The organism is Phenylobacterium sp. (assembly GCF_016793285.1).
GTDB lineage: Bacteria > Pseudomonadota > Alphaproteobacteria > Caulobacterales > Caulobacteraceae > Phenylobacterium.
In genome coordinates this window covers 25,098-48,419 of the sequence record NZ_JAEUMO010000095.1, presented here as the reverse complement: position 1 = coordinate 48,419, position 23,322 = coordinate 25,098, and the positions used below count along the sequence as shown (strand labels likewise).

The window sequence follows — 23,322 nt, the reverse complement described above, 5'->3', positions numbered from 1 at the left end:
GTACTTGGTGGCCAGCACCGCGCGGATGTCGGCCAGGGTAGCGATGACGTCAGCCCGGTCGTGGGAGCCGGGGGCGAGCTTGCTGAGCCGGAACGAGAGCCGTTCCCAGAGCTGGATGAGCTCGTCGCGTGTCAGCAGCTTCAGTTCGTCGATTGTCATCTTCATGATCTCCTCCTTTGTGTCCGACCACGACCGTCGCGGTCTTCTTGCGAAGGCCCACGAAGCCGACGCGGAGGCGGCCGCATCGCCTGCGACTGGAACGAAGAGGAAGACTGCCCCGCGGGGCAGTTGCGGCCACGAGCCGACCGCCGGCGTAGACCGGCCGTAGTTTTTGACCGCTACGATATCGGCGTGGGGACACTGGAGAGCTGATGGCGATCACGGACGCTGACGAACGCTCGACTATGCTGTCTCACGAAGCGGCGCAGTCCGGACGTGATATCTTTCATCTGGCGTGCAAGTGAATCGAGCCTTGGCATCGTGACTCGACCCCCGACCAAACAGGACAGCAGCAAGGCGCGGCCCCAATCCAATGTCGCAGAACGGGAGGTTAAGGCTTCTGCGGCAACCACGTCGGACCGCAACCCATTCCCTCAAAACGATGCATCGGAGGAATTAACCCGGCCAAATTCCTTCACATCGCGAATTAGTATCCTGAAGGCAATTCGCCGCTCCAATGAAGTAACTGAAATATATGATGAAAGTAATATACCTATTGAAGGGTCTCAATATTCCCGGCATCTATTGCCGGGGGTTAATTTGGACGAGTTCGATAGTGCAATTGAGCGCCTCGCTATTGAAAGCGAGTTTTCTGAAGCTGAACGAGAAGTGTTTTCCAAGGCTGCCCGCGAAGGCGTGAGGAAAGCACTCGAAGAGGCACGCGTTGCCGCGCGTCAGACCATCCATCAGCCCGATAGCGAACCGCGGCCGAAGTACCTGGGGGTCCGCAAGTCCGGCGATCCCGTCGATTTTCTGAATGAGCATTGGGGCGCGGATATCCAGAGTGGTCGCGCCACACGCGCCAGCATACGAGCTGCTGACGAGCCGCTCTTGATGGCAGTCTATCGAGCGTGTCGGGGCGACAAGTCTAAAGCCGACAAATTGTTACCGCCGTCAGCGAAGGAAGACCTCAGCGGGCTTACCGCCGATGAACTTCTTACTCGCAGGCGGAGCAAGGATGCCGAAAAGGCACGTATACGCCGAGCGAGCGCGAAGCCAACAACATAGTCAACATCGTACGATGTTGACATGCGAGAGAGAGGCGCGCACCGTGCCGCTGTCATCGATTTGGTGGCGTCAGCGGAGGGCATCACGATGTCCGACTTCAATCATCAGTATCTGACCGCCCAGGCTGAGATCGCCCGCGGCCTCGGTCTCTCCAACAACACCAGCGCCGGCTATCAGCAGGCGATCATCGACGACCCGAAGAAGTCCTGACTTCAGGGGCGTTGCGCTCAGAACGGGCCGCGCCCCCGCAAGGGCGCGGCCTTTTTCTTGGGGCAATCCACTATGAAACCCGTCTTACTTACGTCGTGCCTCTGCGGTGAGTGGCAGAGCTCCGAGATCACGCAGCGCCAGTTCAGCTGCACCGTCTGCGTTGAACCCGGCAACCGCAGCCTTTGTGCGGTGACCCAAGACTCCATCCTCTAGCGAGAACCCATCATGACTAAGCACGCCATCAACGGCGCTGCGTCTCGCAGCGACCGCACGACCTTCCTCGCCCTATTCGGCGCCCTTGGCCTGGCCTGCGCAACCGACGCTCAGGCCGCCGCACCTCCAGCGCCATCGGAAACTTCCGTGGTCGCTCAGCGTCTGTGGGGCAAGCTGCTGACGCGATGCGGAGACGACGCCTTCTATGCGGGTTCGATCTTCGACGCGTCGGGGATGCTCGCGAGCGTTCAGGCGTATCGCGCGACGTACTTCCAGTTCCGAAATCCACGCTTCCACATCGTGCCGATTGCACTGACTCCTGCCGAGCAAGCGAACGGGGTCACGGTTCGCGCTCGCATCTCGATGCTGTCTCAGATCTACCGCGAGCCCGGTGAGCCTTGGCAGGACGGCCCCGGCGCCCAGGCCCGCAACACCGAGGATATGTTCGCAAGGCTCTTGCGCTCGACGGGTGGCGACCAATTCGAGCTCGGTCGAGGCGGGGCGATGGCTCTTGAGCTCGTCAAGCACAAGGGCCGCTGGTCGGCGACGAGGCTCTCGACAAGTGGCGGCATCATTGCGCTGGGGAGGCCTTACTACTTCGTCGATGACCTGATCGCGACGCCAGCGGATCGCTACAGCTGCCAGACCGGCACGGTCATTCCGCGACCTCCAACACCCGAGGAAGCCGCAAAGCTCGCCGAGGAGGCGAAGAAGAAGGCAGAGGAAGATCGCATCGCTAAGCTTCACGCCCAGGTGGAAGCGGAGCGAAAGGAGCAAGAAAGGCGCGACGATATTGAGCGTGCCGCATACCAGGCCGAGCATGATCGCAAGATGAAGCCGTGGCGCTTCGAGGGTGCCTTTGGTCCCTTCACCTCGAAGCTGACCATGAACCTGATCAAACGAGGTCAGCAGTACGGCTTCAATCCGATGGACTACACGGACGAGGTCACGGCCATCAATCGGATGGTCCAGTCCTGCTTCCGCTTCACGGCCGCAGACTGGCGGCGCGCGCGGGACTTCCGCGGATCGGCGAAGGCCAAGAACGAGCTGCTGGAGAACTGCGAGGGCTATTCCAAGATTCCGGTGTCGCCGGCCGGAAAGCCTCACGGCCTCGTTGTCCAGCGCTCCTTGTCTGACGTCGTCGACAACAAGTTCGTCTGGGCCGGCAAGCTCCGCGTGATCGTGTCGATGACACCTACGCAAGAGGATCACGAGAAAGCCGGCCGCCCGCCCGTGATGGAGTACGGACCGGCCTTCACGATCGTCGACGCCACCTTCCCGATGACGACGACAGTTGCGCGAGGCGCGCAATGAACCGGCATCGCCCCGGCGTCGTTGCCCGCACGCGGATGGGCCTCGCCTGGTCGCAAGGCATCTTGCGGCTCTTCAGCGCCGGCACCGTACTCTATGAGGCGCACCAGCTCTTCCTTCGCTATCACGCCCGCGAATGGCAGGGCATTCAGCTCCGCGGCGTCAATGACTGCCGCGGCGAGGAGATCGTCGCAAGCGGCGATCTCTTCGTCGGCCAGACTTTCTGCAACAAGCCGATCAATTTCGTGCCGTGGGTGGAGGTCTATCGCAACCACCTCGCACAGGCGGCCATCTACTATGGCGTCGCGCTGGTCCTGATCGTCCTCATCGGGGTCGTGATCGGCTTCGCCTTCAAACGTCTCGGCACGACCACGCCCTACGGCGCTCACAAGCGCCTGCCGCCCTCGCAGCACGAGTATCTTCGCTGATGGCCGGCATCGACCTCGGCATCCCCCTCATCGCTCGCGATGGCAGCGAGGAGCTGGATCATGTGATCGCCAACCCCGTGCCGAGGCTAAAGCCTGACCGCACACCCTATCGTGTGCTGTTCGATGGGCCGGAGCACATCGTCTCGCTTGGCCCAACGCGGTCGGGCAAATCGCGCAGGCTTGCGGCCCCGGAGCTCTGCCTCGACGTCCACCGGTCGATCTTGGCCCTCGATATCAAAGGCGAGCTAGCCACCTGGTCGGCAGCGCATCGCGCGAAGTTCGGTGAGGTCCACGCCATCGACCCCTTCGGCATCCTCGCGCATGTGCCGGGCCTGGAGCTAGAGAGCAGCGGCTACAACCCGATGCGCTGGCTCAACCCTGAGAGCGAGGACTTCGTTGACGATTCTACGGCGGTCGCCGAATCGATATGCCCGGTCGAGAGTCAGAAGGATCCGCACTGGCAAAACGGCGCGCAGGACATCGTCGCCGGCCTCATCATGTATCGACGCCTCGTCAATCCGAACGCCAGCCTCGGCGACATCCGCGGCGACCTCGCGCTCACGCAAAAGGGCTGGCGCGATCTTCTCCTTGGCGATGACGACGGCCTCACCAAAGAGGGCCTGCCATGCGTGTTCCTGGCGTCCGAGCGGCACGGCGTTCCGGCGCTCTGGACGAAGCTCTCCGAACTCCAGTCACTCAGCCCCGATGATCGCGAGCTCAACGGCTTCATCCGTTCAGCCAAGACCCAGACGCGCTTTCTCGACAGCCCCGCCGTGGCGCGGGACCTGGCGCGGCCCGGCGTTGATTTCAGCACGCTGAAGCAGCGGACCGTGACCACTTTCGTTGTGCTCCCGCCTATTAGACTTGCCACGCATGCCAGGTGGTTGAGGTTGGTGATTTCGGGAGCGATTGAGGCGCTGCGGAAGACGCTCGGCGCGAACAACCGCCCCGAGACGTTGCTGATTATCGACGAGTTCCCGGCACTTGGCCGCATGCAGAGCATCGAGACGGGCGTGCAACTCAATGCTGGCTTTGGGGTGAAATTCTACCTCCTCGCGCAGGCCCTCTCACAGCTCAAAACGATCTATCCGGAGAACTACGAGTCGTTCACGTCGGCCGGCGTTCTGACCGCATTTGGCCCGCGCGATCCCACGACGTCGGCTTATCTCGCGGAGCTCTCCGGTGAACGCACGATCGACGTGCGCAGCGACAGCCGCGACCACGAGGGCAAGACGAGCTTCTCCGTCGGCCGCGAGCGCCGCGAGAACGTGATGCCTCACCAGTTCGAGCAGCTCGGGAAGGGCCGCATGTTCGTGCGGCTGCCGTCCGACACGCAGGGCGTCGCCCGTTACATCACCCAGGTCGCGGACTTCACGGAGCGTACCGACATACCGGAGGATGTCCGTGCACGCGGCCGTAGGTAGCTCGTTGCGCCTGCAAAATAACATGCAGGCGTGTTCCACATCCGGATGCGGCTTTTGGTATGAGGCCGCACCCCGCGCTCGCGGGTTCGCAGACGCCTCGCCGAAGTCGGGCCACCTACAATCCTCACCCGACGAGCTCACGCGCAGTCTGGCGCCGGACCCTTCGGCGTCGCTCGCGCACAGCGCTCGCTCAAGACAACAATTTTTCGATCCGGCCCCTGACCTCGCTCCGCTTTGCTGCGCGTCGGTCAAGGGTACGCGCCGTGCGCATCCCTCCCGAGAGCTTTGGGGGCTCCTCGAAAAATTCTCATCTTGTCGCCCTCGGTGCCGCCGCTCCCCTGCGCACATCACAACCGGAGGAGACGCCTATGCAGAGCCTGCCAACACCCGGATCGCCGACGCACCGACAGTGGATGAACCGCCGAACGAAGCGAGCACCGCACCACTACGCCAGCCTCAAAAGGGCCCTCCGTGGATCAGCGGAAGTGCAGTTGGTGAGTGGCCAGAAGGTGTTGGTTCAGAGTGTCGACCGACGAGATGCGGTTGGCGTTTGAGGCTCGTTGTGGTCGGCAACGGGTCCTGTGCCTCTTCGGCAATTCCACGGATGCGCATAGGGCGCGGTGGAATAAGGAAGGGGGCAAGCCATGCGCGGTAGTGCGTTGCACTCGCCTGCGGCGCCCCGCGCAGCTTGCCAGGGGACTTCGTCCCCGTGGACCCCGACCAAGAGGGTTGCACCCTCGCTGGACCTCCCCGCTCAGAACTCTCCGGTTCCGAGACCTCAGGCCAACCCGTCCGCCGGATTGGATGCCGCGCGACGTCGTCGAGACCGGGGAGTCTTGCTCCCCTGGACCCCAGCTCGCAGCCGGAGCCTCGCATGAGTCACGGCAGCGAAAAGCGCGCACGCACGACGCACCTCACCATCCGCTTCACGCCGGATGAACGCGCCACGGTCGACGACCATGCGGCGCGAGCGGGCCTGACCTCCGGCAGTTACGCCCGCCAGGTGCTATTAGGTGCGCCGGCCCCGCGCCAAGTGCGCAGGCCGCCAGTCGAGCGCCAGGAGCTGGTCCGCATCCTCAGCCAGCTCGGGCATGTTGGCTCCAACGTGAATCAAATCGCGAGGTCAGCCAACGCCAACATGCCGATGCAGAGGAGCGCGCTCGTTGCGGCCCTCGATGATCTGAAGCGGGTTCGCGATGCGATCCTTGCCGCTCTGGGGCGTGGCTCATGATCATCAAGGGCACATCAAGATCAGGCCCCGCCGGTCTCGCGAAGCATCTCGGCAATGCCGAGACGAACGAGCGGATCGAACTCCTCGAGACGCGCGGCACCATCGCAGAAGATCTCCGCGGGGCCCTGATCGAGATGGACACCTATGCGATGGGAACGCGGTGTCAGAAGCCGCTCTATCACGCCGCTATCAGCCCCGAGCCGCCGCACCGCCTGTCGGCCGAACAGCGCAACCAGGCGGTCGACGCGCTAGAGCGCAAGATGGGCTTCGACGGTCATGCGCGCGTCGTGGTGCTGCATGAGAAGGAAGGTCGCGAGCACCTGCACGTCGTGTGGACGCGGATCGACATCCACCACATGCGCGCCGTGTCTGACAGCCATAATTTTCGGAAGCACGAACAGGTTAGCAGAGCCCTTGAGGCCGAGTGGGGTCACGCTCGCATTCAAGGGGCTCATCACGAGCGCAGCGGGGTAGAACGCCCCGACCGCACACCATCGCGCGCGGAGCTGAGGCAGGAAGACCGCACCGGCATCAAAGGCAAGGATGTGAAGGCCGAGGTGAGCGTGGCCTTCCAGGCGAGTGATGGCGCAGAGTCCTTCCGCGCGGCGTTGGCGGACAAGGGTTATGTCCTCGCTCACGGAGATCGCCGTGACTTCGTAATCGTCGACTATGCCGGCGGCATCCACAGCCTCGCGCGCCGGATCGAGGGCGTGAAGGCGGCCGAGCTGCGCGAGTTCATGGCGCCGATCGACCGGGCCAGCATACCTACCATCAGCGAGGTGAAGTCGCTGCTGCGCGAGCGGAGCGGCAAGGAAATCGGGAACGAACTCGCGGGTGATGACGACACCATGCGTCGCCTTCGCGAGGCCAAGGCTGAGTTCGCAGCCGGCGATGAGTATAGGCGCGGCGGTGACTATGTGAGCCAGAGCCTCGCAGCCCAGGCCGACTTTGAGCGACGCCAGGAGCGGCTTCGTCAGATGGAGCAGGACCGCCAGCGCCAGGCCGCGGCTGCCGAGGTCACGAAGCCCGCGCCCGCCGAAGAAATCACCCCAAGTCGCGAGCTGAGCGAGAACGAGCAGAATGCGCTTGATCGGCTGAGGGCCGCCAAGCTCGATGCGCCGGATGTCAGCAGAGGGCTCGGCCAACAAAACGGGGCTCCCGGTGCAGGCCACACCCGGAGCCGCTGACGTTAGGCCGTACGATCCTTGCGACCTTTCGTGCAGCGGCGCGTCAAATCACCCGCGCGCTGCACAGGCTGACGTTCGATTTCAGAGCTGCGGCGCGGGCGATGACCGGCGGCGCAAAGCAGCGCCCGCCGCGCCGAAGCCCAGGATCATCAAGGCCCAGGTCGCGGGTTCGGGAACACCGCCCGTGACAGCCTCGCCCACCACGATGTTGTCGAGCTGGACGCCATAGGGACTCGTGCCGTTCGAATTGAGATCGCCGCCCCAGGACACCGAGACCACGTTCTGGAAATCGGTGTTGAAGGCGAAGGTCTTGAGGCCTGGCGTCTGATCGAAGGTGAAGCTCTGCGTCACCGTACCGCCGCCGGCCTTGGTCGCCGTGAAGATGGTCGTGAGCGGCAACCCGCCGGCCTGACCGTTGTAGATGTCGGCAAGGTCGATGGAGAACAGCGCGAAGGCGCCGCCGCCGATAGCGGCGAAGGCGTTGGCATAACGACCGCCTACGTTGTCGAAGAGCGTCGCGCCATCCGGATCGGCGTTGTTGGGCGCGAACTCGCCTTCCGTGCCCCAGCTCCGAAAGCCCACGCCCTGATTGAAGGCGTGCGTGAAGAGGAAGCCCGCGCTCTCGAAATCGCCCGTGTCGACGCCGCTCGCCGACGTCCGCTCATCAAAGGTGATGGTCGTGCTGGCCGCTGCCGGAAGCGCTGCGGCCATGAGCGCCGCACCGGCGAGAAGTCCCATCCTTATCTTCGTCATCTTTGCCCCCAAGGTGTTGCAAGGCGAAGACCATCATCGGCCTTCGGTGATAGAGATATCGGATGATCCGATATCGGATTTTTCGTTATTGGATCATCCGATTTAGCGCTGCACGCAGATTCTCGTATCGGGAGAGCTGTTTCGCGTGTGGCCAGGTCCGGCGGATCATAAAGTCGTCGGCGACTATCTGGGCCGGGTGCGCCGGGACGCTGGCGTCACGCAGGTGGAATTGGCGCGCCGCCTTCAGAAGCCTCAGTCGTTTGTCTCGGCCTACGAGCGCGGCCAGCGGCGCATCGACTTCCTGGAGTTCGTGGGCATCGCGGCGGCGCTTGAGATCGACGTGGAGACGACCGGCGCTGAGTTGTTGAAGCGCGTCGCCGCGCAGGCGTCGCCAGGGCGCACGCGCCGCGGTGGCCGCTAGATGTACCCAATCCGCCATTGAACTGATGCACTCGCCACTCACCTGGCGGAAGGCTAGGTCGAGCGGGCAGCGGTGGGCTACCCGACTTTCGTAGGGGTCATGGCGTGAGGTAGCCGCGCCAGATACCGAGCGCGACCGCATGCGTCCGGCTCTTCACCCCGAACTTCCGGCACACATTCCCGAGATGCTCTTTCACCGTGGCCTCGGTGACGGTCAGGATGTTGGCGGTCTCCCAACTCGTCTTGCCGGCGGCCGTCCACTTGAGCACCTCGATTTCGCGCGCGGTGAGGTTGACCCGCTGCTCGGGCACCTCATCAGCGACAAGGGCGAGCGCCCGCTCGTGAACGTAGGTCGCCATAATCTGGAGTTCGTGCCGATGCTCCCGATACAGTTTCTCGATCTCTTCCGGACGTCCTGAGCTGGCAACACCGAAGCGACTCCGAACCGCGCCTGGCCCCCAGAGCGGCACCGAGACGCCGGAAACGACTCCAAAATCGGCCCCTTCGTTGAAGATCCGCTGTTGCGCCGAAGTCAGGGCCGCCGGTTTGATGACTTCCGACCAGATGATCGGCCGCGTGCTCTCGGCCATGCGATGGAAAATCGCATCGTCCGCCTCGTAGTTCTCGGCCCGATAACGTGTCAGCCATTCGGCAGGATAGTTCGTGGACACGCAGTCCGGCCGCGCGCCGTTCGGCAGGGCCAGCAGTCGATAGGTGTAGCGCTCGAAACCGAGACGTTTGATCTCAGCTTCGACGAGCTTGAAGAGGGAGCGAAAGTCAGGCGCGGCCGCGATAACGCTGAGGAAGCGATCGATCCGCTCAAGTCGATCCAAGCCGCATCCCCCTTCGAGCCACGTACAGCTGGAGTCCGAGTACTCACTATGACGAGGACGCCAACCCTACGAAAGTCGGGTGTCGAGCGCTTTGGGTAGCGGACGGATCGGGAGGGTAGACTTACGCCCTTCGCTCGCGGCAGCCCGGTCGATACAATTTCATGGTCATGCATCAGGCTGAGCGCGACCGCATGCTCCTGTCCCTCTTGCCCGCGGCGGATCGCGCCGCGTTGGACGAGGTGGTGGAGGAGATCATCGAAGAAGAGATCTTCGCCGGCAGTGAAGCCGCATGCCTCGTCGCGGCGCAGATGTTCGATGAAAAGGCGGCCGACCCAACCCTCCTCGACGACGAAAAGATCGTCGCGCTTCAGATCGCCGCAGCGATCCGCATGCGGCTTCAACCGCCGCAGCTCGATGACTGAGATGGTGATGCCCGGAGAACGACGCCCCCGGCGGGGGCCGGGGGCGTCAACGTCGGGGCAAAGTTAAGGGGGTGCCGTCCCGACGAAGCCAAGCTGCCTTAAACACTCATGCGCGCTTCGGGCATGGTCAAGTCCGCGCGGCCGGTTAATGGCGCGCGGCGGCGGTCGCGACGGCATGATGGATGCGGCGAAGGATAGAGCCTTCCGGCTCCTCGTCTTCGAGCAACTCGCCGTCCAGCTCGACGCTGCAATGGCGCAGCGCGAATATCTTCAACTGATACGCCGCGGCAGCCAGGTGCGGCGCATCCATCGCCAGCATTTCGTCTTCGAGCGCGATCTCGGCGTCGCGGGTCGCCTCGCAGCGAAGCTCGTGGCCCTCGTCAAAGCCCGCCGCTTCGCGCGCGTAAGCCGCGTGCGCGGCATCGTGGACGCGGCGGGCGTCCTCATAGCGCTCGACCAATTCGGCCCATCTCGTCGTGGCGGTTTTGGACATGGCTCGCGACCTGTGCGGCGGTACTCGCGGCACTCTACCGCGCCGGTATTCTGGCTCAAGCACAACTGGAGCGCGCCCTAGCTGTATTCTACTGTCTGCCGATCAGGAGGTTTCATGAGGGGCGTTGAAATCAAAGACGATGGGCGCGCGCTCGTGTTCGGTCAGTTCCTCCGCGAGTTGCTGGCCATTCACGAGCACTACAAAGCAGGCAGCGAGCGCCTGGTCGCGTTCGCCGGCGAGCGGTTCGGGCGCACCGAGATTTATGAGGCCACGGTCACCCGCCACCACCTAGCGTTCGAAGTCAAAGTTGTCGTCAGCGATGACGGTGTTCGCGAGATCGCTCGCGCCGAAGTGTGACCTTACGGAGCGGTGTGCCGTAGGGGCGTTATGCGCCAATGGCTTAGAAGCCAATGGCGTCTTTTCTGGACTTTTGGACGCCATTGGCGTATAGTTGTCTGGAATGGCAACAAGGCTTATCACCGTCTGCGAGACCAAACTTTTCATGCGTCAGGCGGAAGCCGTTTGGGGCGATGAGGAGCGCGAGACCTTCATCAATTTCATCGCCGCCAATCCGGAGGCCGGGGATGTGATCCCCGACACGGGCGGCGTGAGGAAGGTGCGGTGGTCGCGGCCAGGCTCCGGGAAACGCGGCGGCGTGCGGGTGGTCTATTTCTACTTCGATGCCGAGCGGCCGCTCTTCCTCCTGATGGTCTATGCCAAGGCTCAGCAGGAAGACCTGTCACCGGAAGGCAAGAAGGCCGTCCGCGCGTTCGCGGCGGTCGTGAAGGGCGAGGCGAAATGAGAGGTGCGAGATGGGTAAGTTCGAGAAGGATCTGATTGAGAGCATGGGTGAAGCTGCGGCCTATGTCCGCGGCCAGCGCGCCAGCATACGCGTGACGACGATCGAAGTGCCGGACGTGAAGGCGATCCGGCGTTCACTTCATATGTCGCAGAACCGGTTTTCGACGGCATTTCGGATTCCGCTCGCAACGCTGAAGAACTGGGAGCAAGGGCGGCGCTATCCCGATGCGCCAGCGGCAGCCTACCTGCTCGCTATTCAGCGCCGGCCGAAGGAGGTCATGGAGGCGGTGGCGGAGTGAGTACGAGCGATCACCCAAGACATGGGCAAGGCGCGCTTGAGCCTTCGCCGCACTGATCAAACGAGAGGATAAGCCATGGCAGAACGCCGCGGTGACGTAGTCATCTTGACTGATGAAGAGCGCGCGGAGCTCGATCGCCTCCGCGAAGAAATTCCGGCTGCCTATGCAAGGGCGGGTGCTCTGTTCAGAGAAGCCACGATGAAGGAGTTCATCGAGGCGGATGCCTATACAGGAAAGCTCCTTCGCCGCTGGAAGGAGCTGATGGGCGAATAGCCCTAGCTCGCTTCCGCAATTCTGCGCGCCAAAGCAGCGTGGAGGCGGCGTCCTTTCGACCCGATAAGCGCTTCCATTTGATCGGCCGTCATCGCGGCAACGCGATCTGGTGTTCCGAAGCCGCGATCCCAGAGCAGCAACAACTCGCCACGTGTGAGTTCCAAACCGAAGTCGGTGAACCAAAGAGCAGCTTCGGGCACGCCGAGTTCAAGCCGTTTCAAGAAGGCGGCCACCGCCTCTTCGTCCAGGGCCAAGGCGAGGACGATGGAGGCGATGCGAACAGCCGACTCCAGGAGATAACGACTTCCATCGGCGAAGCCCCGGACATCAGCGTGACGCACCGCGGAGAAGCCGTTGGCGCTGTAGCCATCTTCGATTTCGTTCAGCGGCACTCCGGCGATCCAATCGGCGACGATGAGCGCGCGCTTGCAGCGGGCGTAGTATTCCTTGTCGCTGCCAACGCGCATGCGGAGCAGCCCAGCTACGTCGAATCCGAACCGCTGGCCGGCCGTTTGCTGCCAGCGCGCTTCGCCGTATCTGCCCGCCTGGGGCGTGTAGTCCTCATCACGCTCCGGCAGGACTTCGAGCAGCGTCGCCAGTGTTTCGGGGGTCGCGCGTTCGGGTTGAACGCGCCGCAGAACCTCGACCAAGCGCAGAGCGGACTCCAGCATCAATGGTGACTCGCCACACGCACGGCCCAACATCGTCAGGCGGATCATCTCGCCTTCCTGCTCGACGAGGCCGTCCGCGACCATACGGGTGAGGAGACGGTCCAGCGTCTCGGTCATCCGCTCCCGGAAGCGCGGGTCGCGAAGGTTGGCCAGATAGCCGCCATAGGTGTTCGCGACCATGTCGGTCACGGCGGCGCGCGGAGCCTCGCGGACCTGGGCCAGCAGTCGCATCACCCAGGTGCCGGGATTCCTCTCGTCAAACGACGACCGCAAAGGCTCAGGCCGGCCATCGACGTAGGTGCGCATGAGCTGGTTCCGCTCGGCACCATTGTCTGCGATCAGGATCGCCTTGCCTTCATTCTCGAAGCCGAGGCGACCGGCGCGGCCAGCCATGTTCTTGTACTGAGCGACGGTGTAGGGCGTTGAGCCGTCGGCACCGCGAAACTCGGTCTCCGCCACGATCACAGTCGATGCAGGGGTGTTCACGCCGGCCGCGACGGTGCTGGTCGCCACCAGGACATGAATGCCGCCGTCCTGGCGGCGGAAGCCGCGCTCGACGGCGACGCGTTCCTCGCGGTTCAGATCGCCATGGTGGAAGGCGACGCCACCTTCGAGCGCCTGTCGCAGACTGCGCGACATCACCGACTGATCGGCCTCGGGCAGTTCGGTGATGACGTTCGCCGCGCGCGGAAGGCCAAGCTCGGCGGCCAAGTAGTTCGCCGCGCCCGAGCTGGATCCGCGATTGTTGCGGAAGACTATGACCTTCTCACCTTGCTCGACCAGGTGCCGAACCAGTGGAACGATGACGTCCTGATCGGAGGGCTTTTCTTTCCGCTGCCGGATGGCGAAGCGGTCGAGCAACTGATCGGTCTGGGGGGCCTCGCCTTCACGACGGAACGTCCAGGCTCCCGTGCGGTCGATGACACCCTCGATGAGAGGAACGGGCCGCTGATCCGTCACCAACAGGTTGCAGCCGAGCCAGCGCTCAAAGCCATTGATGTCGCCGATCACGGCGCTGAGCGCGATGACCTGAGGAGCAATCCCGCGATCGCGCGCGCTCAACAGATAGGTTAGCAGCAGCTCGACCGTCATGCCGCGACCCGGCTCGGTGATGAACTGCGCCTCGTCGATCACGACAAGGCCGATCTGATTGAGGATGTGCGGCGCGCTCAGCACCATCCCGAGAAACTTCTCGTAGGTGAAGAAGGCCAGGTCGTACTTGCCGCGAAGCACGTCCCGGACCTGATCCTGATAGTCGCCGCTGCACCGCGCGATCCGAAGGTTCAGCTGGTCGCCGTAAAGCGCCGAGAAGTCCTCGAACTTCTCATTCACGAGCGCCTTGTAGGGCAGAAGGAACACCGCCTTGCGGCCTTCTGTGATGGCCTTGATCGCCGCCACTTCGCCAATGAAGGTCTTGCCCGCGCTGGTCGGGGCCACGGTCAGCAGGGAGTTTCCGCCCAGGACGTTGTGATCGTTGATGGCGGCGATCTGGAGCGCGTTCAGGCCGCCAGAATAGCGGCCTCGCCAGGCATCCAGCACTTCGGTCGCTAGCCCATAACCCGCCAGCTCGGCGAAATCTCCTGTCGTGCGGATCGGCGCGTATTCCGGGAAGGCAGCTTGATAGTTCACGCCCCGGCGGCATGGCGGCAGCGACAACTCGCCCTCGACCATGCCGAACATGACGGGCGTCTGTTCGTAGCCCATCCGCCCGGCGTTTGCGCGGACAGCACGGACAACATCGTCGACCATGCCCGTGATGCTGACCGGCTCGCCCGTCAGCAGATGATCGAGGATCGCCTTCGTAAAGAGGCCATGCCGCGTCTGGTGATCTTCAAGCGCGGGCTGGTGGGCGGCTGACGCTGCGAAGAGCACGCGACCTTCACCGGCCACGTCGTCCAACGGCTTTCCGATGGCGCGCGGTAGGACACCGAAGTCGATAACGCGGGCTGGCGCGCCGCCGCTGAAGCAGCAATCCAGAAGCATCACCACGGCCCGGGCGCGAGAGCGCCGGAAACGCTCGGCCAGGTCCTCCATGGTGATGGTTGTGTTCGGAATGTCCGTAGCGCTGGTGTCGGCCACAACCAGCCGGTGGTCCGGTGTCCCGTGGCCAGCAAAACTGATGAGGACCACATCGTCGTCGCCGGCGGCGTCCAGCGTTTCGTCGAGCGCTTGATTGACTGTGGCGAACGTCGCGCCGTCATCCGTCAGCAGCCGAGCATCAATCCCGGCGATAGAATCTGTCAGAACCGCCCAGAGCGCTCGTGCGTCACGTGTCGCGCCGTTCAGATCGCCGACCTGAGGATCGCGGTAGCGGTCGATTCCGATGAAGGCGGCGCGGATCATGGCGGTCTAGAACTGCCAGACCGAGGGGCCGGGATGGTCCTCGACGGCCTTCAGAACCTCGGGTCGAAACGTATCGCGCTTCACCACGCGCTGTTTGGCGACCACCTCGAACCAGACGCAGAAGCACACTGCCTTTCCGCCCGAAAGCTGGTGCTCGCCGATCTCTTCGATTGTCATTTCCGGACCGCCGGACTTCAGCTGAACGACGTCTCCGATCTTGAACTCCAACCTAGCCTCCTGTCGCAGGTTCTTGATTCGTTTTCAGGCTATCACGCAGCGTCAGCGTCGCCTAGCACTCAGGTCTCCCGAGTGCCAATCATCAACAGATACAGTGACCTGTCGCGGCTATGTCATCCCCGCACGCGGCAAGCTGCTGCCTTCGGTCTAGGTGTGGAGGCTGCGAACGAGGTAGTCGCGCACCTCAAACAGATTCACGCCAAAGTTCTCAGCGTCCTGCGGCCGCACCAGGATCGCGAGCCGGTTCGAGAAGATCTTGTCGCGGGACGCGTCGGCAAAGCTCTGCGCGATGCGCTCGATCATCTTCTTGCGCGGCAGCTCGACACGCCCACGGCCGGTGCCCATCAACGGGATTGCGATAGGCCGCAGCTCGCCTTGGTCGCCCACGAATTTCCACAACCCTTCAAGCGCATCATCGATATCGTGAAGCGTGGAGCGCGCCGTGCCGTGCTCGTTCAGGCGCGACATCGCGACGAAGTAGTAGATGCGGCCGGGCGCCGTCACCTTCGCGACGGTCCCGATGGGGAACTCTTCCTTCTTGCCCTTCGCGTCGGCGCGAATGACGTGCGGGTGCTGCCGTAGCCCTTCTGCCAGCTGGCGATCGATCTCGTCGGTGTTTCCCTGAAAGACCTGAATGGCCAGCTGGCCTTGAAGGCTGTCGACGGCAATGAGGCCGCTGGCCATGTCGGTGTCGAAGGTCGTGTTGGTGCTGATCACGACGTCCGCGTTCTCGGCGAAGATGTCGCCGATCTTCACCTCGAACCGATAGTCCCTATGCGGGGCCTTGTAGGACACCCGGGCCACCGGCCGGCGGGTGACGACAACGAAGAGAACCGCTACTGCGATAATCGGAATGATCGCGAAAGAGCTATACCGGTCCTTCGTATAAATACTGAGGAAATCCATCAGCTCCATGAAAAGGTAGATGGCCCCAATCGTCGCGAGCAGCTTCCCCAGCGCTTCCGCCGAGAACAGCGCGTAGCGCCAAAAAGAGAAGGTGCAGATCGAGCGGAAGAAGTACCGGAACATCACATGCCCAAGCTCTTGTAGGTGCTGCTCGACAGCGCGTAAGGCCCCGATTTTCCCTGGCGTTGCAGCTGTCCGAACTCACCTGGCCAGATCTCCATGGCGTGGTGGACGGCTTTCGGACCGAACGGGACGTAGAGCACGAGTTCCTCGCGGATTGCGGGCGGGCTCAGGTTGTCGCGGTCCCGCGCACCGTTCAGATTCACGCCGATGATCGGGAGGTTGAGCCGCAGCGCTACCTCCATCTCCCACCGAACGAACTTCGTCAGGTAGCGGGTCTTTTCACCGATCAGGACGATCATGAGCTTCGAGTTGGCGAAGCGCTCACGGAGCTTCCGCTTGATGCTCTCTTCCTGGCTCGTGTCCCTCGCCGTGTTCAGGTCGTGGGCGTTGTGGAAGGAGAACTCGAAGCGATCGTTGGCCGCCCATGCCGTCATGAGGCGATAGTAGTGCATGTCGGTATCGCCATCGAAGCAGATGTAGGTCTTGTTCCTATAGGCCACGTTTCAGCCCCATCGCGGACGCCCATTGCGGGCGACCGCGCCTTCTTTTTCGAATTCTTGGAGCGCGCGAGAACTCGCAGCCCCCACCATGGGCTGATGAATCAGTGATTCTTGAGATCGGAAAAGCGCAAACCTAGCTAAGACGATTCTATGTCTAGCGCCAAGGCTCGCTTGCCTGCGAGTTCCTGGACGCGACCGATCACGCCGCACCTTCATGGGCTACGCTGGACCAGGCCCGCCACCCGTCAACCCAGCGTCGCTTCCTCCGCGCTTCGCGCTCCGTGCAGCTCGCTCCCTTCGGGCTCGCTTCGCTCGGGGTGTGACGGCCGGCTCGATGGCCAGGTCCCCGGGGCTCACCATGAAGCCGCGAGATGGTCTCGCGGTGAACTGGAGCTTCTCACCGTGTTGAGCATCGCAAGCCCGTCCGGCCAGGACCGCAGCATCACCAGCGAATTGATGATTTGGGAGGGCATCACCATCCAGGTCTGCTTTGAGGCCGATTGGCTGGGCCTTGAGGCCTCGGGAGCTGGTCGGCCCTGGTCGCACCTTGAATTGCAGGTGATGGACCCGAAGGGTGCGCCGTTGCCTGTCACCGACACCGGCTATTGGTCCCAATTCCTTGCGCCCGGTGAGGTCGAGGAGGCCGGTGGAGCGGTCGCCCTCATCACCGCCCAGCTAGAGGAATTCTCGCACACCAAGACCTGGCGCGTGCGCCGCGCGAGGTGGGAGCAGCAAGACCTCTTCGGCTAGCCGCGCCCAGGACGCGTCGCCGGTGTAGCATCGGCGGCGCGATTCCTAGGAACGACGCCGGTGGATGCGGCTACCACGACCCTGATCGTTGCTGTCGCGACCGTTCTCACGAGCGGCGTCAGCTCGGCCGTGGTGACGTACCGGCTCAACCGGAGCAAAGAACAGACCTTCTTCATGCGGAGGAAGGCGGAAGAGCTCTACCTCGCTGCCGACGAGTTCGGGCGCCAATGGACCAGCTCGATGGTCCCGCTCCTGGGCGTTCTCGACGGAAGGCTCGACTACAACCAAATGCTCGACATCCGGCAGGCCAATCCCATCAAGAAGGACCATGGCGGCGCAGAGATGATGGAGATGCTCACACGCATCTATTTCCCCGAAGCACTGCCAGAGCTGTCCGCGATCCACGCGGCGCGGAGCGCGTACAACACGCTCGAAAGTGCCCACAAGGCGGCCTACCAGGACGGCGCGGGAATGGACCCACGCTGGAAGCCGGCGCTGATGGAAGCCATGAGAAAGGCCGACAAGGCCGTCGATGCCTTCAAGGTGAAGGTCGTTCGATTGGCGCGCGTGCATGCGAGCGCAGAAGCTAGGTGGTTCCTGTCTCGAAGCGGACCGAGCGGCGTGGAGCCGCGAGCGGCTTCGCTCAGAACAGCCAGGCGAACGGAAAGTGGTTCACGCGTCGGCATCGATGACAGCGGAAACTCTCCGTGAGTAGCGCGCGGGCAGTGTTGTGGCGGCTAAAGCGCGGTTCGGCCCCGCAACTGCCGCAGGGAAAGTGTTGAGCAAAGCTCGCGAGCTGCCGTTGGAATTCCGGCACTTGGTCGGTGTCGTAGACCAGGTGCAGGCCAGCGGTGCTGCGGGTTCGCAGCGCCGTCATGGACCCTTCGTCCATCGGTCTCATTCTGTCGAACAGTTCGGCAATAACGTGCGTGAGGTAGAGCAGCACGGTCGGAAGTGTCTCGTAGACGCCGAGGTAAACGTCGTCGTCTGCGTAACTCTTGAATATGAAATTGAAATTCTCCGCCTCGGTTCGGACGGAGACCCGCTGCACCGTGATGAGGTGCACAGCACGCTGCATCAGCCAGTAGAGACCCTCGACATTATCCGCATCGAAGAGGATCGCCTCGATCTCAGCGACTTCGACTGCCGCTCCAAGAGACGTTTTCGCATGCGCCGCTCTCAGTATTGCGGGCCTTCGGTTGCCTACGTTCGAGCCGGACAAGGCCTGGGGTGATTGCTTCGTGAAGGCTTCATAGAAACCATCCTCGTCACCCAGCACCCAGGACAGGAACACGAGGCTGTCGAGGAGCGGCTTACGCAAGAGGTTTAGTGCAACGACGAATTTGCGCCTCTCAAGGCACCGCAAGGCCTCGAAGACGTGATGCAGGCAGTCTGACACCATCGCCATGGTGATGGCATTGATCGCCACCCGCCGGGCCTCTTCATGATAGCCAAGGGCTCGTAGGACTCCGATGGCATCTCCCTTTGCCGCGTCGCTGAAGGCCCGAGCTTCCTTCTTGTTCTTGAATTCGATGCCGACCAGGTTGGCTTCTGCTTCCTCGTACTCCTTTAGGAGAGCGACGCAGTGGTCGTGGAGGAAGAAGCAGTACTCGTGCGCAAAGCGCGCGGGCTTCGGAATCCAGCGAAGGCGTTGGCGGGGAATGAGTGCGTGCGTATTCACGCGAAGCAAGCTAGCACGCGCCCAGAAGCGACCGGGGCGTTCTCTTGCGCTTCCTTTTGGACACATCTTTGGACACAGGCTAAATTCGCGTCCAAATAAATCCTTGTTCAGTATGTGTTATTTTGTAGTTGCGCTGGAACCTAAATCCAGTGCGTCTACCAGTTCCGCCACATCCGCGTGGGGCCCCTGCCATCGCGGGCGGCGCGCCGATCGTCAAGAGTGACAGGCGCTTCCGGGGCGGGCTAAAGCCGCGCACATGCCCGCCGGCGTCCTCTTCGTACACAACAACTTCCCGGGGCAGTTCCGGGACCTGGCCCAGACGCTGGTCGCACGCGGCGTGCCGTGCATGGCGGTGGGGCAGGACCATGCGGGCCAGATGGCCGGCGTGCGCACGGCGCGCTACGCCCTGCCCCGCGGCACGACGGCGGGCATCTACCCGCTGGCGGTGCGGGCCGAGGCGGACCTGATCCGGGGCCGCAGCGCCTATGACGCCGCCAAGGCGCTGAAGCTCGAGGGATGGGACCCGCAGGCGATCGTGGGCCACCCCGGCTGGGGCGAGACGACGTTCCTGGGCGAGCTGTTCCCGGCCGCGCGGCAGGTCGCCTTCGCGGAGTTCTGGTATCACGCCCGCGGCTACGACGTGGCGTTCGACACCGAGTTCTTCCCGGCGGAGGAGGAGCAGGTGTTCCGGGTGCATGCGAAGAACCCGGTCATGGCCCTGGCCTACGCTACCGCCGATGCGATCGTGGCGCCGACCGAGTTCCAGGCCAGCGCGCTGCCGCCGGTGTTCCGCGAACGGACGCGGGTGATCCACGAAGGCGTCGACGTGGGCGCGATCCGCCCCGCGCCGCCCCAACCGTTCGTACTGGACGACGGCCGCGTCATCGCGCCCGGCACGCCGGTCATCACGCACGTCAACAACAACATGGAGCCCCTGCGCGGCCTGCACATCCTGGCCCGCGCCCTGCCCCGCCTGCTGGCCGAGGTCCCGGATGCGCAGGTGATCGTGATCGGCGACCCGTCACGCCGCGCCTACGGCGGCACGGCGCCCGACGGGAAGACCTGGGCGGAGGCGATCTTCGAGCCGCTGGCGTTCGACCGCAGCCGGGTTCACCTGCTGGGCCGCGTGCCGCACGCGCGGATGCTCGCGGCGCTTCGCCTGGGCGCGGCGCACGTCTACTATACCTACCCCTTCGTGCTCTCGTGGTCGCTGGCCGAGGCCATGGCGAGCGGCTGCTACGTGATCGGCTCCGACACGGCGCCGCTGCACGACGCGATCACCGATGGGGTCGACGGCACGCTGCTGCCGTTCTTCGACGTCGACGCGCTGGCGGGGGCGATGATCGCGGCGTGCCGGACGCCTGACGCCTTCGCCCCGCTGCGCGCCGCGGCCCGCGAGACGGCGGTGGCGAAGTTCGACCGCGACAAGGGCCGCGAGGCCTGGCTCACGCTGCTGCGCGACCTCGGGGTAGCGATTCCGTAGAGCGCCCTCTTCCCACCACGCTCATCCCGCATTCGCGGGGATGAGCGGGATTTGGGGAGTTACCCGCAGCGGACTTCCGTGATGAGGCCGGTCCTGGCGTCGAAGAAGAAGTTCAGGCGCTCGGCGCTGAAGTCCATGGTCACCGGGCAGGTCGTACAGGCGACGCGCTGCTTGCCGGGGTCGAGCGGGACCGGGACTTCGGTGCGGGGGCGGCCGACGAGATGCTGATGTTCGCCGGCGCCGCAGGTGTCGGCGGGCGGCGGCGGGGGCGGCGCAGGCGCCGGGGCCGGCCGCGGTGGCGGGGCGGGCTCGGGCGGCGGCGCGGTGGAACAGGCCGTGAGCGCCGTCAGGGTCGCCGCCAGCAGCAATCGCCTCATGCCTGCTTCTCCCATCCGCGCGCCTGCTGCTTCCAGTACGACACCGGATGGCCCTGGGCCTTGGCCTCCCGGAACTGGGCGCGGGCGTTCTGCAACTGGCCCTCGTCCGCGCCGTCGAAGATCACGATGCACCGCTGGTAGCCGGAGAGATCGCCGGCTTCGGCCGCATCGACGAGGAACAACGCGTCGGCCGCGTTGGGGTTTTCCATGCCCGTCGTGAGCAGGATCGGCTGGCGCGCGGCGTTCGGCTCATCGGCCGGCGCGTGCGGCAGGAAGCTTTCGTCGCGATAGCTCCAGAGCCAGCCGTCGAGGTGGTCGATGCGATCCGGGGCCGCCGAGCGGACGATGGCCTTCCAGCCGCGCTGCAGCGTCTTCTCCAGCAGTTCGGGCAGCGCCTGGTCCAGGCCCGTGTGCTCCAGGTGGTAGAACCAGACCTCGCAGGCCGTGTCAGCCATGCGGAGCCTCCAGCCGCTCGGCGAGCGACAGGATCGCGCCGGCGACCGCTTCGGCGTGGGTCAGCATCGCCAGATGATGCAGCGGCAGGCGCACCACGGGCCAGCCCTTTCGGCCCGCGATCCCCGCTTCCTCGGCATAGGCGCCGCTGAGCTGGAGGTAGGCCGTGGCCGCGTCGAGCTCCAGCTCGGGCGCCAGCTCCTCGAAGTAGCCGACGGGGATCGGTTCGAGTTCGGCGATGAGGGCCGTGCGCACGTCGGCGTCGGGAATGAGCCGTTCCAGAGCCCCCGGCGGCCACCAGCGGTCCCAGGACGGCAGCGCATCCTGCACGGCGCCCGCCAGCAGTTGGCCCGCGAGGTTCGGCGGCGCGGTGTCGAACCAGGACTGGCCCGGATGCGGCAGGATCGCGTCGCAGTATATGACGCCCGCAAGCGCGCCTTTCGCCAGCGCGGCGACCGACGGGATCAGGGCGCCTGCTCCGCTGTGCGCGACGACGATGGCGGGCGGCCCGCCGGCCAGCGTGGCGGCCATGCTGCTGGCGAGCGCCGCGTAGCCGTCGGCGCCCAGTGTCGAGAGCCGCGGCCAGGCCGGCGTCTCGGCCTGCGGGCCCTTCTCGCGCAGGATCTCGGCCACGCGCCGCCAGGAAAGCGGCCCGAGCAGCGGGCTGTGCAGGAGGACGAGGCGCATACTCAGTTCCACCCGAGGCGGCGCCGGCCTGCCCCCTCACCGACCACGGTGTTCATGGGCCCCCGGGACAAGCCCGGGGATGACGGCGCCAGGGAGAGGAAGGCGCTCACCCCTCGTACTTGTCGCGCACCATGCGGTTCAGGAGGCGGACGCCGAAGCCCACGGCGCCGTCCGGGACGGTCGGTGCGCTGGAGGGCTTCTTCCAGGCGGTCGACGCGATGTCGAGGTGCGCCCAGGGCACGCCGTTGACGTAGCGCTGGAGGAACAGCGCCGCGGTGATCGAGCCGCCCGGACGTCCGCCGGTGTTCTTCATGTCGGCGATCATCGAGTCGATCTGCTTCTCGTAGGCGGCCGGCAGCGGCATGCGCCACAGGCCCTCGTCCTCGGCCTTGCCGGCGTCGAGCAGGTTGGCCGCCAGCTCCTCGTTGTTGGCGTAGCAGCCGGCGTAGTCGTTCCCGAGCGCGATGATGATGGCGCCGGTGAGGGTCGCCAGATCGACCATGAACTTCGGCTTGAAGCGGTCCTGGCAGTACCAGAGGGCGTCCGCCAGCACGAGGCGGCCCTCGGCGTCGGTGTTCACCACCTCGATGGTCTGGCCCGACATGGAGGTCAGCACGTCGCCGGGACGATAGCTGTTGCCGTCGGGCATGTTCTCGACCAGGCCCAGGATGCCGATGGCGTTGACCTTGGCCTTGCGGCCCGCGAGCGCATGCATGACGCCCGTGACCGTGCCGGCGCCGCCCATGTCCCACTTCATGTCTTCCATGTTCTCGGCGGGCTTGATCGAGATGCCGCCGGTGTCGAAGCAGACGCCCTTGCCCACGAAGGCGATCGGCTGGGCGCTCCTGTCGGCCGCGCCCATCCACTTCATCACCACGAGCTGGCTCTCGCGCACGCTGCCCTGGCCGACGGCCAGCAGCGAGCCCATGCCCAGCTTCATCATCTCGGCCTCGCCGAGGACCTCGACTTCGAGGCCCAGGCTCTCGAGCGACTTGGCGCGGGTGGCGAACTCGGCGGGGTAGAGGACGTTCGGCGGCTCGGAGACCAGGTCGCGGGTGAAGCTGATGGCGTCGGCCAGGGCGGCGAAATCGGCGAAGCGGCCCAGCGTCGCGTCGGGATCGTCGGCGACGACCTCGGTCCTGGCGATGGAGGGCTTCTTCTCGGCCGGCTCCCTGGTCCGGTACTTGTCGAACCGGTAGGCGGCGAGGCGCACGCCGAAGGCGGCGTTAGCCGCGAAGGCGGCCGCGCCCTCGACCCTCAGCACCTCGAGCCCCGAGGCCTTCACGGCGTTGTAGCCGGCAGCCGCGGCGTTCTCTGCGGCCGCCGCGTCGAAGGCGTCCTTCCGGCCGGCGCCCACCAGCACGAGGCGGGCGGCGCCTTCCCCCTGCGGCGCCAGGATGTCGAGGGTCTGGCCCTTGGCCCCGGTGAAGCGGCTGGCGGCGACCGCCTGGCCGACCGCGCCGGCCTGCGTGTCGCCCTCGAAGACGATGCGGGCCACCGCCGACCTGCCGGAAACAGCGGCGCCGGCCGCGACGAACTGGATATCCATGTCTCTTCTCTTGGGGTCTTTCTCGTTGGGTCCGCGG

The 23,322-nt window shown here is 64.6% G+C and carries 28 protein-coding genes; 16 read left to right on the top strand and 12 right to left on the bottom strand.

The genetic code is table 11. The features are described 5' to 3' along the window. Positions 1-435 precede the first annotated feature (435 nt). From JNL41_RS10050 to JNL41_RS10020, 7 genes are all read left to right on the top strand, one after another. Complete coding sequence (locus JNL41_RS10050; RefSeq protein WP_293474531.1) at positions 436-1,227, top strand: hypothetical protein; 792 nt, start codon at positions 436-438, stop codon at positions 1,225-1,227. A gap of 87 nt (positions 1,228-1,314) precedes the next feature. Next, the gene (locus JNL41_RS10045) at positions 1,315-1,437 is read left to right on the top strand and encodes a hypothetical protein (RefSeq protein ID WP_293474530.1); all 123 of its coding nucleotides are present in this window, start codon (positions 1,315-1,317) and stop codon (positions 1,435-1,437) included. A 225-nt stretch (positions 1,438-1,662) separates the two neighbouring features. After that, positions 1,663-2,964, top strand: a complete 1,302-nt coding sequence (locus JNL41_RS10040) for a hypothetical protein (protein ID WP_293474528.1) — start codon at positions 1,663-1,665, stop codon at positions 2,962-2,964. After that, positions 2,961-3,389, top strand: coding sequence for a hypothetical protein (locus JNL41_RS10035; RefSeq protein WP_293474526.1), 429 nt, complete (start codon positions 2,961-2,963; stop codon positions 3,387-3,389). Before JNL41_RS10040 ends, JNL41_RS10035 begins: the two co-directional genes overlap by 4 nt. Beyond that, positions 3,389-4,813, top strand: coding sequence for a type IV secretory system conjugative DNA transfer family protein (locus tag JNL41_RS10030; protein ID WP_293474524.1), 1,425 nt, complete (start codon positions 3,389-3,391; stop codon positions 4,811-4,813). Before JNL41_RS10035 ends, JNL41_RS10030 begins: the two co-directional genes overlap by 1 nt. A gap of 874 nt (positions 4,814-5,687) precedes the next feature. After that, positions 5,688-6,044, top strand: coding sequence for a plasmid mobilization relaxosome protein MobC (mobC, locus tag JNL41_RS10025; RefSeq protein ID WP_293474522.1), 357 nt, complete (start codon positions 5,688-5,690; stop codon positions 6,042-6,044). After that, positions 6,041-7,231 carry a relaxase/mobilization nuclease domain-containing protein gene (locus tag JNL41_RS10020; RefSeq protein WP_293474520.1) on the top strand — a complete coding sequence of 397 codons (1,191 nt, stop codon included), beginning with the start codon at positions 6,041-6,043 and terminating at the stop codon, positions 7,229-7,231. The genes mobC and JNL41_RS10020 overlap by 4 nt, the downstream gene beginning before the upstream one ends. A gap of 81 nt (positions 7,232-7,312) precedes the next feature. Here the strand turns inward: JNL41_RS10020 and JNL41_RS10015 are convergent, their stop codons facing one another. Continuing rightward, the gene (locus JNL41_RS10015) at positions 7,313-7,969 is read right to left on the bottom strand and encodes a PEPxxWA-CTERM sorting domain-containing protein (RefSeq protein ID WP_293474518.1); all 657 of its coding nucleotides are present in this window, start codon (positions 7,967-7,969) and stop codon (positions 7,313-7,315) included. A gap of 160 nt (positions 7,970-8,129) precedes the next feature. On the opposite strand from JNL41_RS10015, the gene JNL41_RS10010 reads away from it, so the two are divergent. Then, on the top strand, positions 8,130-8,405 hold the full coding sequence (locus JNL41_RS10010; protein ID WP_293474516.1) for a helix-turn-helix transcriptional regulator: 276 nt from the start codon (positions 8,130-8,132) through the stop codon (positions 8,403-8,405). A 97-nt stretch (positions 8,406-8,502) separates the two neighbouring features. Here JNL41_RS10010 and JNL41_RS10005 read toward each other — a convergent pair whose 3' ends face one another. Next, positions 8,503-9,237: a LuxR family transcriptional regulator gene (locus JNL41_RS10005; RefSeq protein WP_293474514.1), complete on the bottom strand. Its 735-nt coding sequence runs from the start codon at positions 9,235-9,237 to the stop codon at positions 8,503-8,505. Positions 9,238-9,398: 161 nt separating this feature from the next. Between JNL41_RS10005 and JNL41_RS10000 the strand changes: the two genes are divergently transcribed. Then, on the top strand, positions 9,399-9,659 hold the full coding sequence (locus tag JNL41_RS10000; RefSeq protein WP_293474512.1) for a hypothetical protein: 261 nt from the start codon (positions 9,399-9,401) through the stop codon (positions 9,657-9,659). A gap of 145 nt (positions 9,660-9,804) precedes the next feature. On the opposite strand, the gene JNL41_RS09995 is transcribed toward JNL41_RS10000, so the two are convergent. After that, on the bottom strand, positions 9,805-10,152 hold the full coding sequence (locus tag JNL41_RS09995) for a hypothetical protein (RefSeq protein ID WP_293474510.1): 348 nt from the start codon (positions 10,150-10,152) through the stop codon (positions 9,805-9,807). A 114-nt stretch (positions 10,153-10,266) separates the two neighbouring features. Between JNL41_RS09995 and JNL41_RS09990 the strand changes: the two genes are divergently transcribed. From JNL41_RS09990 to JNL41_RS09975, 4 genes are all read left to right on the top strand, one after another. Further along, positions 10,267-10,509, top strand: a complete 243-nt coding sequence (locus tag JNL41_RS09990) for a hypothetical protein (protein WP_293474508.1) — start codon at positions 10,267-10,269, stop codon at positions 10,507-10,509. A 103-nt stretch (positions 10,510-10,612) separates the two neighbouring features. Then, positions 10,613-10,954: a type II toxin-antitoxin system RelE/ParE family toxin gene (locus JNL41_RS09985; protein ID WP_293474532.1), complete on the top strand. Its 342-nt coding sequence runs from the start codon at positions 10,613-10,615 to the stop codon at positions 10,952-10,954. Between the two features lie 10 nt (positions 10,955-10,964). After that, a complete protein-coding gene (gene nadS / locus JNL41_RS09980; RefSeq protein ID WP_293474506.1) occupies positions 10,965-11,252 on the top strand; it encodes a NadS family protein in 288 nt (95 codons plus the stop codon). Positions 11,253-11,327: 75 nt separating this feature from the next. Continuing rightward, positions 11,328-11,525, top strand: coding sequence for a hypothetical protein (locus JNL41_RS09975; RefSeq protein WP_293474504.1), 198 nt, complete (start codon positions 11,328-11,330; stop codon positions 11,523-11,525). A 2-nt stretch (positions 11,526-11,527) separates the two neighbouring features. Here JNL41_RS09975 and JNL41_RS09970 read toward each other — a convergent pair whose 3' ends face one another. From JNL41_RS09970 to JNL41_RS09955, 4 genes are all read right to left on the bottom strand, one after another. Next, on the bottom strand, positions 11,528-14,539 hold the full coding sequence (locus JNL41_RS09970) for a DEAD/DEAH box helicase (RefSeq protein WP_293474503.1): 3,012 nt from the start codon (positions 14,537-14,539) through the stop codon (positions 11,528-11,530). 6 nt (positions 14,540-14,545) lie between these two features. Further along, positions 14,546-14,767, bottom strand: a complete 222-nt coding sequence (locus tag JNL41_RS09965; protein WP_293474501.1) for a DUF2158 domain-containing protein — start codon at positions 14,765-14,767, stop codon at positions 14,546-14,548. A gap of 156 nt (positions 14,768-14,923) precedes the next feature. Continuing rightward, on the bottom strand, positions 14,924-15,805 hold the full coding sequence (locus JNL41_RS09960) for a macro domain-containing protein (protein ID WP_293474500.1): 882 nt from the start codon (positions 15,803-15,805) through the stop codon (positions 14,924-14,926). Continuing rightward, on the bottom strand, positions 15,805-16,305 hold the full coding sequence (locus JNL41_RS09955; RefSeq protein ID WP_293474498.1) for a TIR domain-containing protein: 501 nt from the start codon (positions 16,303-16,305) through the stop codon (positions 15,805-15,807). Before JNL41_RS09955 ends, JNL41_RS09960 begins: the two co-directional genes overlap by 1 nt. Before the next feature lie 405 nt (positions 16,306-16,710). On the opposite strand from JNL41_RS09955, the gene JNL41_RS09950 reads away from it, so the two are divergent. Continuing rightward, a complete protein-coding gene (locus JNL41_RS09950; RefSeq protein ID WP_293474496.1) occupies positions 16,711-17,055 on the top strand; it encodes a hypothetical protein in 345 nt (114 codons plus the stop codon). A 60-nt stretch (positions 17,056-17,115) separates the two neighbouring features. After that, the gene (locus JNL41_RS09945; protein WP_293474494.1) at positions 17,116-17,766 is read left to right on the top strand and encodes a hypothetical protein; all 651 of its coding nucleotides are present in this window, start codon (positions 17,116-17,118) and stop codon (positions 17,764-17,766) included. Here the strand turns inward: JNL41_RS09945 and JNL41_RS09940 are convergent. Then, positions 17,699-18,745, bottom strand: a complete 1,047-nt coding sequence (locus JNL41_RS09940) for a hypothetical protein (RefSeq protein ID WP_293474492.1) — start codon at positions 18,743-18,745, stop codon at positions 17,699-17,701. The genes JNL41_RS09945 and JNL41_RS09940 overlap by 68 nt on opposite strands. Positions 18,746-18,992: 247 nt before the next feature. On the opposite strand from JNL41_RS09940, the gene JNL41_RS09935 reads away from it, so the two are divergent. Continuing rightward, positions 18,993-20,219 carry a glycosyltransferase gene (locus tag JNL41_RS09935; RefSeq protein ID WP_293474490.1) on the top strand — a complete coding sequence of 409 codons (1,227 nt, stop codon included), beginning with the start codon at positions 18,993-18,995 and terminating at the stop codon, positions 20,217-20,219. A 59-nt stretch (positions 20,220-20,278) separates the two neighbouring features. Here JNL41_RS09935 and JNL41_RS09930 read toward each other — a convergent pair whose 3' ends face one another. The 4 genes from JNL41_RS09930 to JNL41_RS09915 all read right to left on the bottom strand — a co-directional run bounded on the left by JNL41_RS09930 (position 20,279) and on the right by JNL41_RS09915 (position 23,285). Further along, the gene (locus tag JNL41_RS09930; RefSeq protein WP_293474488.1) at positions 20,279-20,596 is read right to left on the bottom strand and encodes a peptidase inhibitor I78; all 318 of its coding nucleotides are present in this window, start codon (positions 20,594-20,596) and stop codon (positions 20,279-20,281) included. Further along, on the bottom strand, positions 20,593-21,051 hold the full coding sequence (locus tag JNL41_RS09925; RefSeq protein ID WP_293474487.1) for a DNA polymerase III subunit chi: 459 nt from the start codon (positions 21,049-21,051) through the stop codon (positions 20,593-20,595). The genes JNL41_RS09930 and JNL41_RS09925 overlap by 4 nt, the downstream gene beginning before the upstream one ends. Beyond that, positions 21,044-21,736, bottom strand: coding sequence for a hypothetical protein (locus tag JNL41_RS09920; protein WP_293474485.1), 693 nt, complete (start codon positions 21,734-21,736; stop codon positions 21,044-21,046). Before JNL41_RS09920 ends, JNL41_RS09925 begins: the two co-directional genes overlap by 8 nt. A gap of 106 nt (positions 21,737-21,842) precedes the next feature. After that, positions 21,843-23,285, bottom strand: coding sequence for a leucyl aminopeptidase (locus tag JNL41_RS09915; protein ID WP_293474483.1), 1,443 nt, complete (start codon positions 23,283-23,285; stop codon positions 21,843-21,845). Between the last annotated feature and the right edge of the window lie 37 nt (positions 23,286-23,322).

What these genes read in the sequence shown, in the direction of transcription:
- JNL41_RS09930 (WP_293474488.1), bottom strand. Translation starts at nt 20,596, where the DNA reads ATGAGGCGATTGCTGCTGGCGGCGACCCTGACGGCGCTCACGGCCTGT.
- nadS (WP_293474506.1), top strand. Translation starts at nt 10,965, where the DNA reads ATGGGTAAGTTCGAGAAGGATCTGATTGAGAGCATGGGTGAAGCTGCG.
- JNL41_RS09920 (WP_293474485.1), bottom strand. Translation starts at nt 21,736, where the DNA reads ATGCGCCTCGTCCTCCTGCACAGCCCGCTGCTCGGGCCGCTTTCCTGG.
- JNL41_RS09975 (WP_293474504.1), top strand. Translation starts at nt 11,328, where the DNA reads ATGGCAGAACGCCGCGGTGACGTAGTCATCTTGACTGATGAAGAGCGC.
- JNL41_RS10020 (WP_293474520.1), top strand. Translation starts at nt 6,041, where the DNA reads ATGATCATCAAGGGCACATCAAGATCAGGCCCCGCCGGTCTCGCGAAG.
- JNL41_RS09985 (WP_293474532.1), top strand. Translation starts at nt 10,613, where the DNA reads ATGGCAACAAGGCTTATCACCGTCTGCGAGACCAAACTTTTCATGCGT.
- JNL41_RS10045 (WP_293474530.1), top strand. Translation starts at nt 1,315, where the DNA reads ATGTCCGACTTCAATCATCAGTATCTGACCGCCCAGGCTGAGATCGCC.
- JNL41_RS09935 (WP_293474490.1), top strand. Translation starts at nt 18,993, where the DNA reads ATGCCCGCCGGCGTCCTCTTCGTACACAACAACTTCCCGGGGCAGTTC.
- JNL41_RS09990 (WP_293474508.1), top strand. Translation starts at nt 10,267, where the DNA reads ATGAGGGGCGTTGAAATCAAAGACGATGGGCGCGCGCTCGTGTTCGGT.
- JNL41_RS09995 (WP_293474510.1), bottom strand. Translation starts at nt 10,152, where the DNA reads ATGTCCAAAACCGCCACGACGAGATGGGCCGAATTGGTCGAGCGCTAT.
- JNL41_RS09960 (WP_293474500.1), bottom strand. Translation starts at nt 15,805, where the DNA reads ATGTTCCGGTACTTCTTCCGCTCGATCTGCACCTTCTCTTTTTGGCGC.
- JNL41_RS10000 (WP_293474512.1), top strand. Translation starts at nt 9,399, where the DNA reads ATGGTCATGCATCAGGCTGAGCGCGACCGCATGCTCCTGTCCCTCTTG.
- mobC (WP_293474522.1), top strand. Translation starts at nt 5,688, where the DNA reads ATGAGTCACGGCAGCGAAAAGCGCGCACGCACGACGCACCTCACCATC.
- JNL41_RS09970 (WP_293474503.1), bottom strand. Translation starts at nt 14,539, where the DNA reads ATGATCCGCGCCGCCTTCATCGGAATCGACCGCTACCGCGATCCTCAG.
- JNL41_RS10035 (WP_293474526.1), top strand. Translation starts at nt 2,961, where the DNA reads ATGAACCGGCATCGCCCCGGCGTCGTTGCCCGCACGCGGATGGGCCTC.
- JNL41_RS10030 (WP_293474524.1), top strand. Translation starts at nt 3,389, where the DNA reads ATGGCCGGCATCGACCTCGGCATCCCCCTCATCGCTCGCGATGGCAGC.
- JNL41_RS09925 (WP_293474487.1), bottom strand. Translation starts at nt 21,051, where the DNA reads ATGGCTGACACGGCCTGCGAGGTCTGGTTCTACCACCTGGAGCACACG.
- JNL41_RS10040 (WP_293474528.1), top strand. Translation starts at nt 1,663, where the DNA reads ATGACTAAGCACGCCATCAACGGCGCTGCGTCTCGCAGCGACCGCACG.
- JNL41_RS09915 (WP_293474483.1), bottom strand. Translation starts at nt 23,285, where the DNA reads ATGGATATCCAGTTCGTCGCGGCCGGCGCCGCTGTTTCCGGCAGGTCG.
- JNL41_RS10015 (WP_293474518.1), bottom strand. Translation starts at nt 7,969, where the DNA reads ATGGGACTTCTCGCCGGTGCGGCGCTCATGGCCGCAGCGCTTCCGGCA.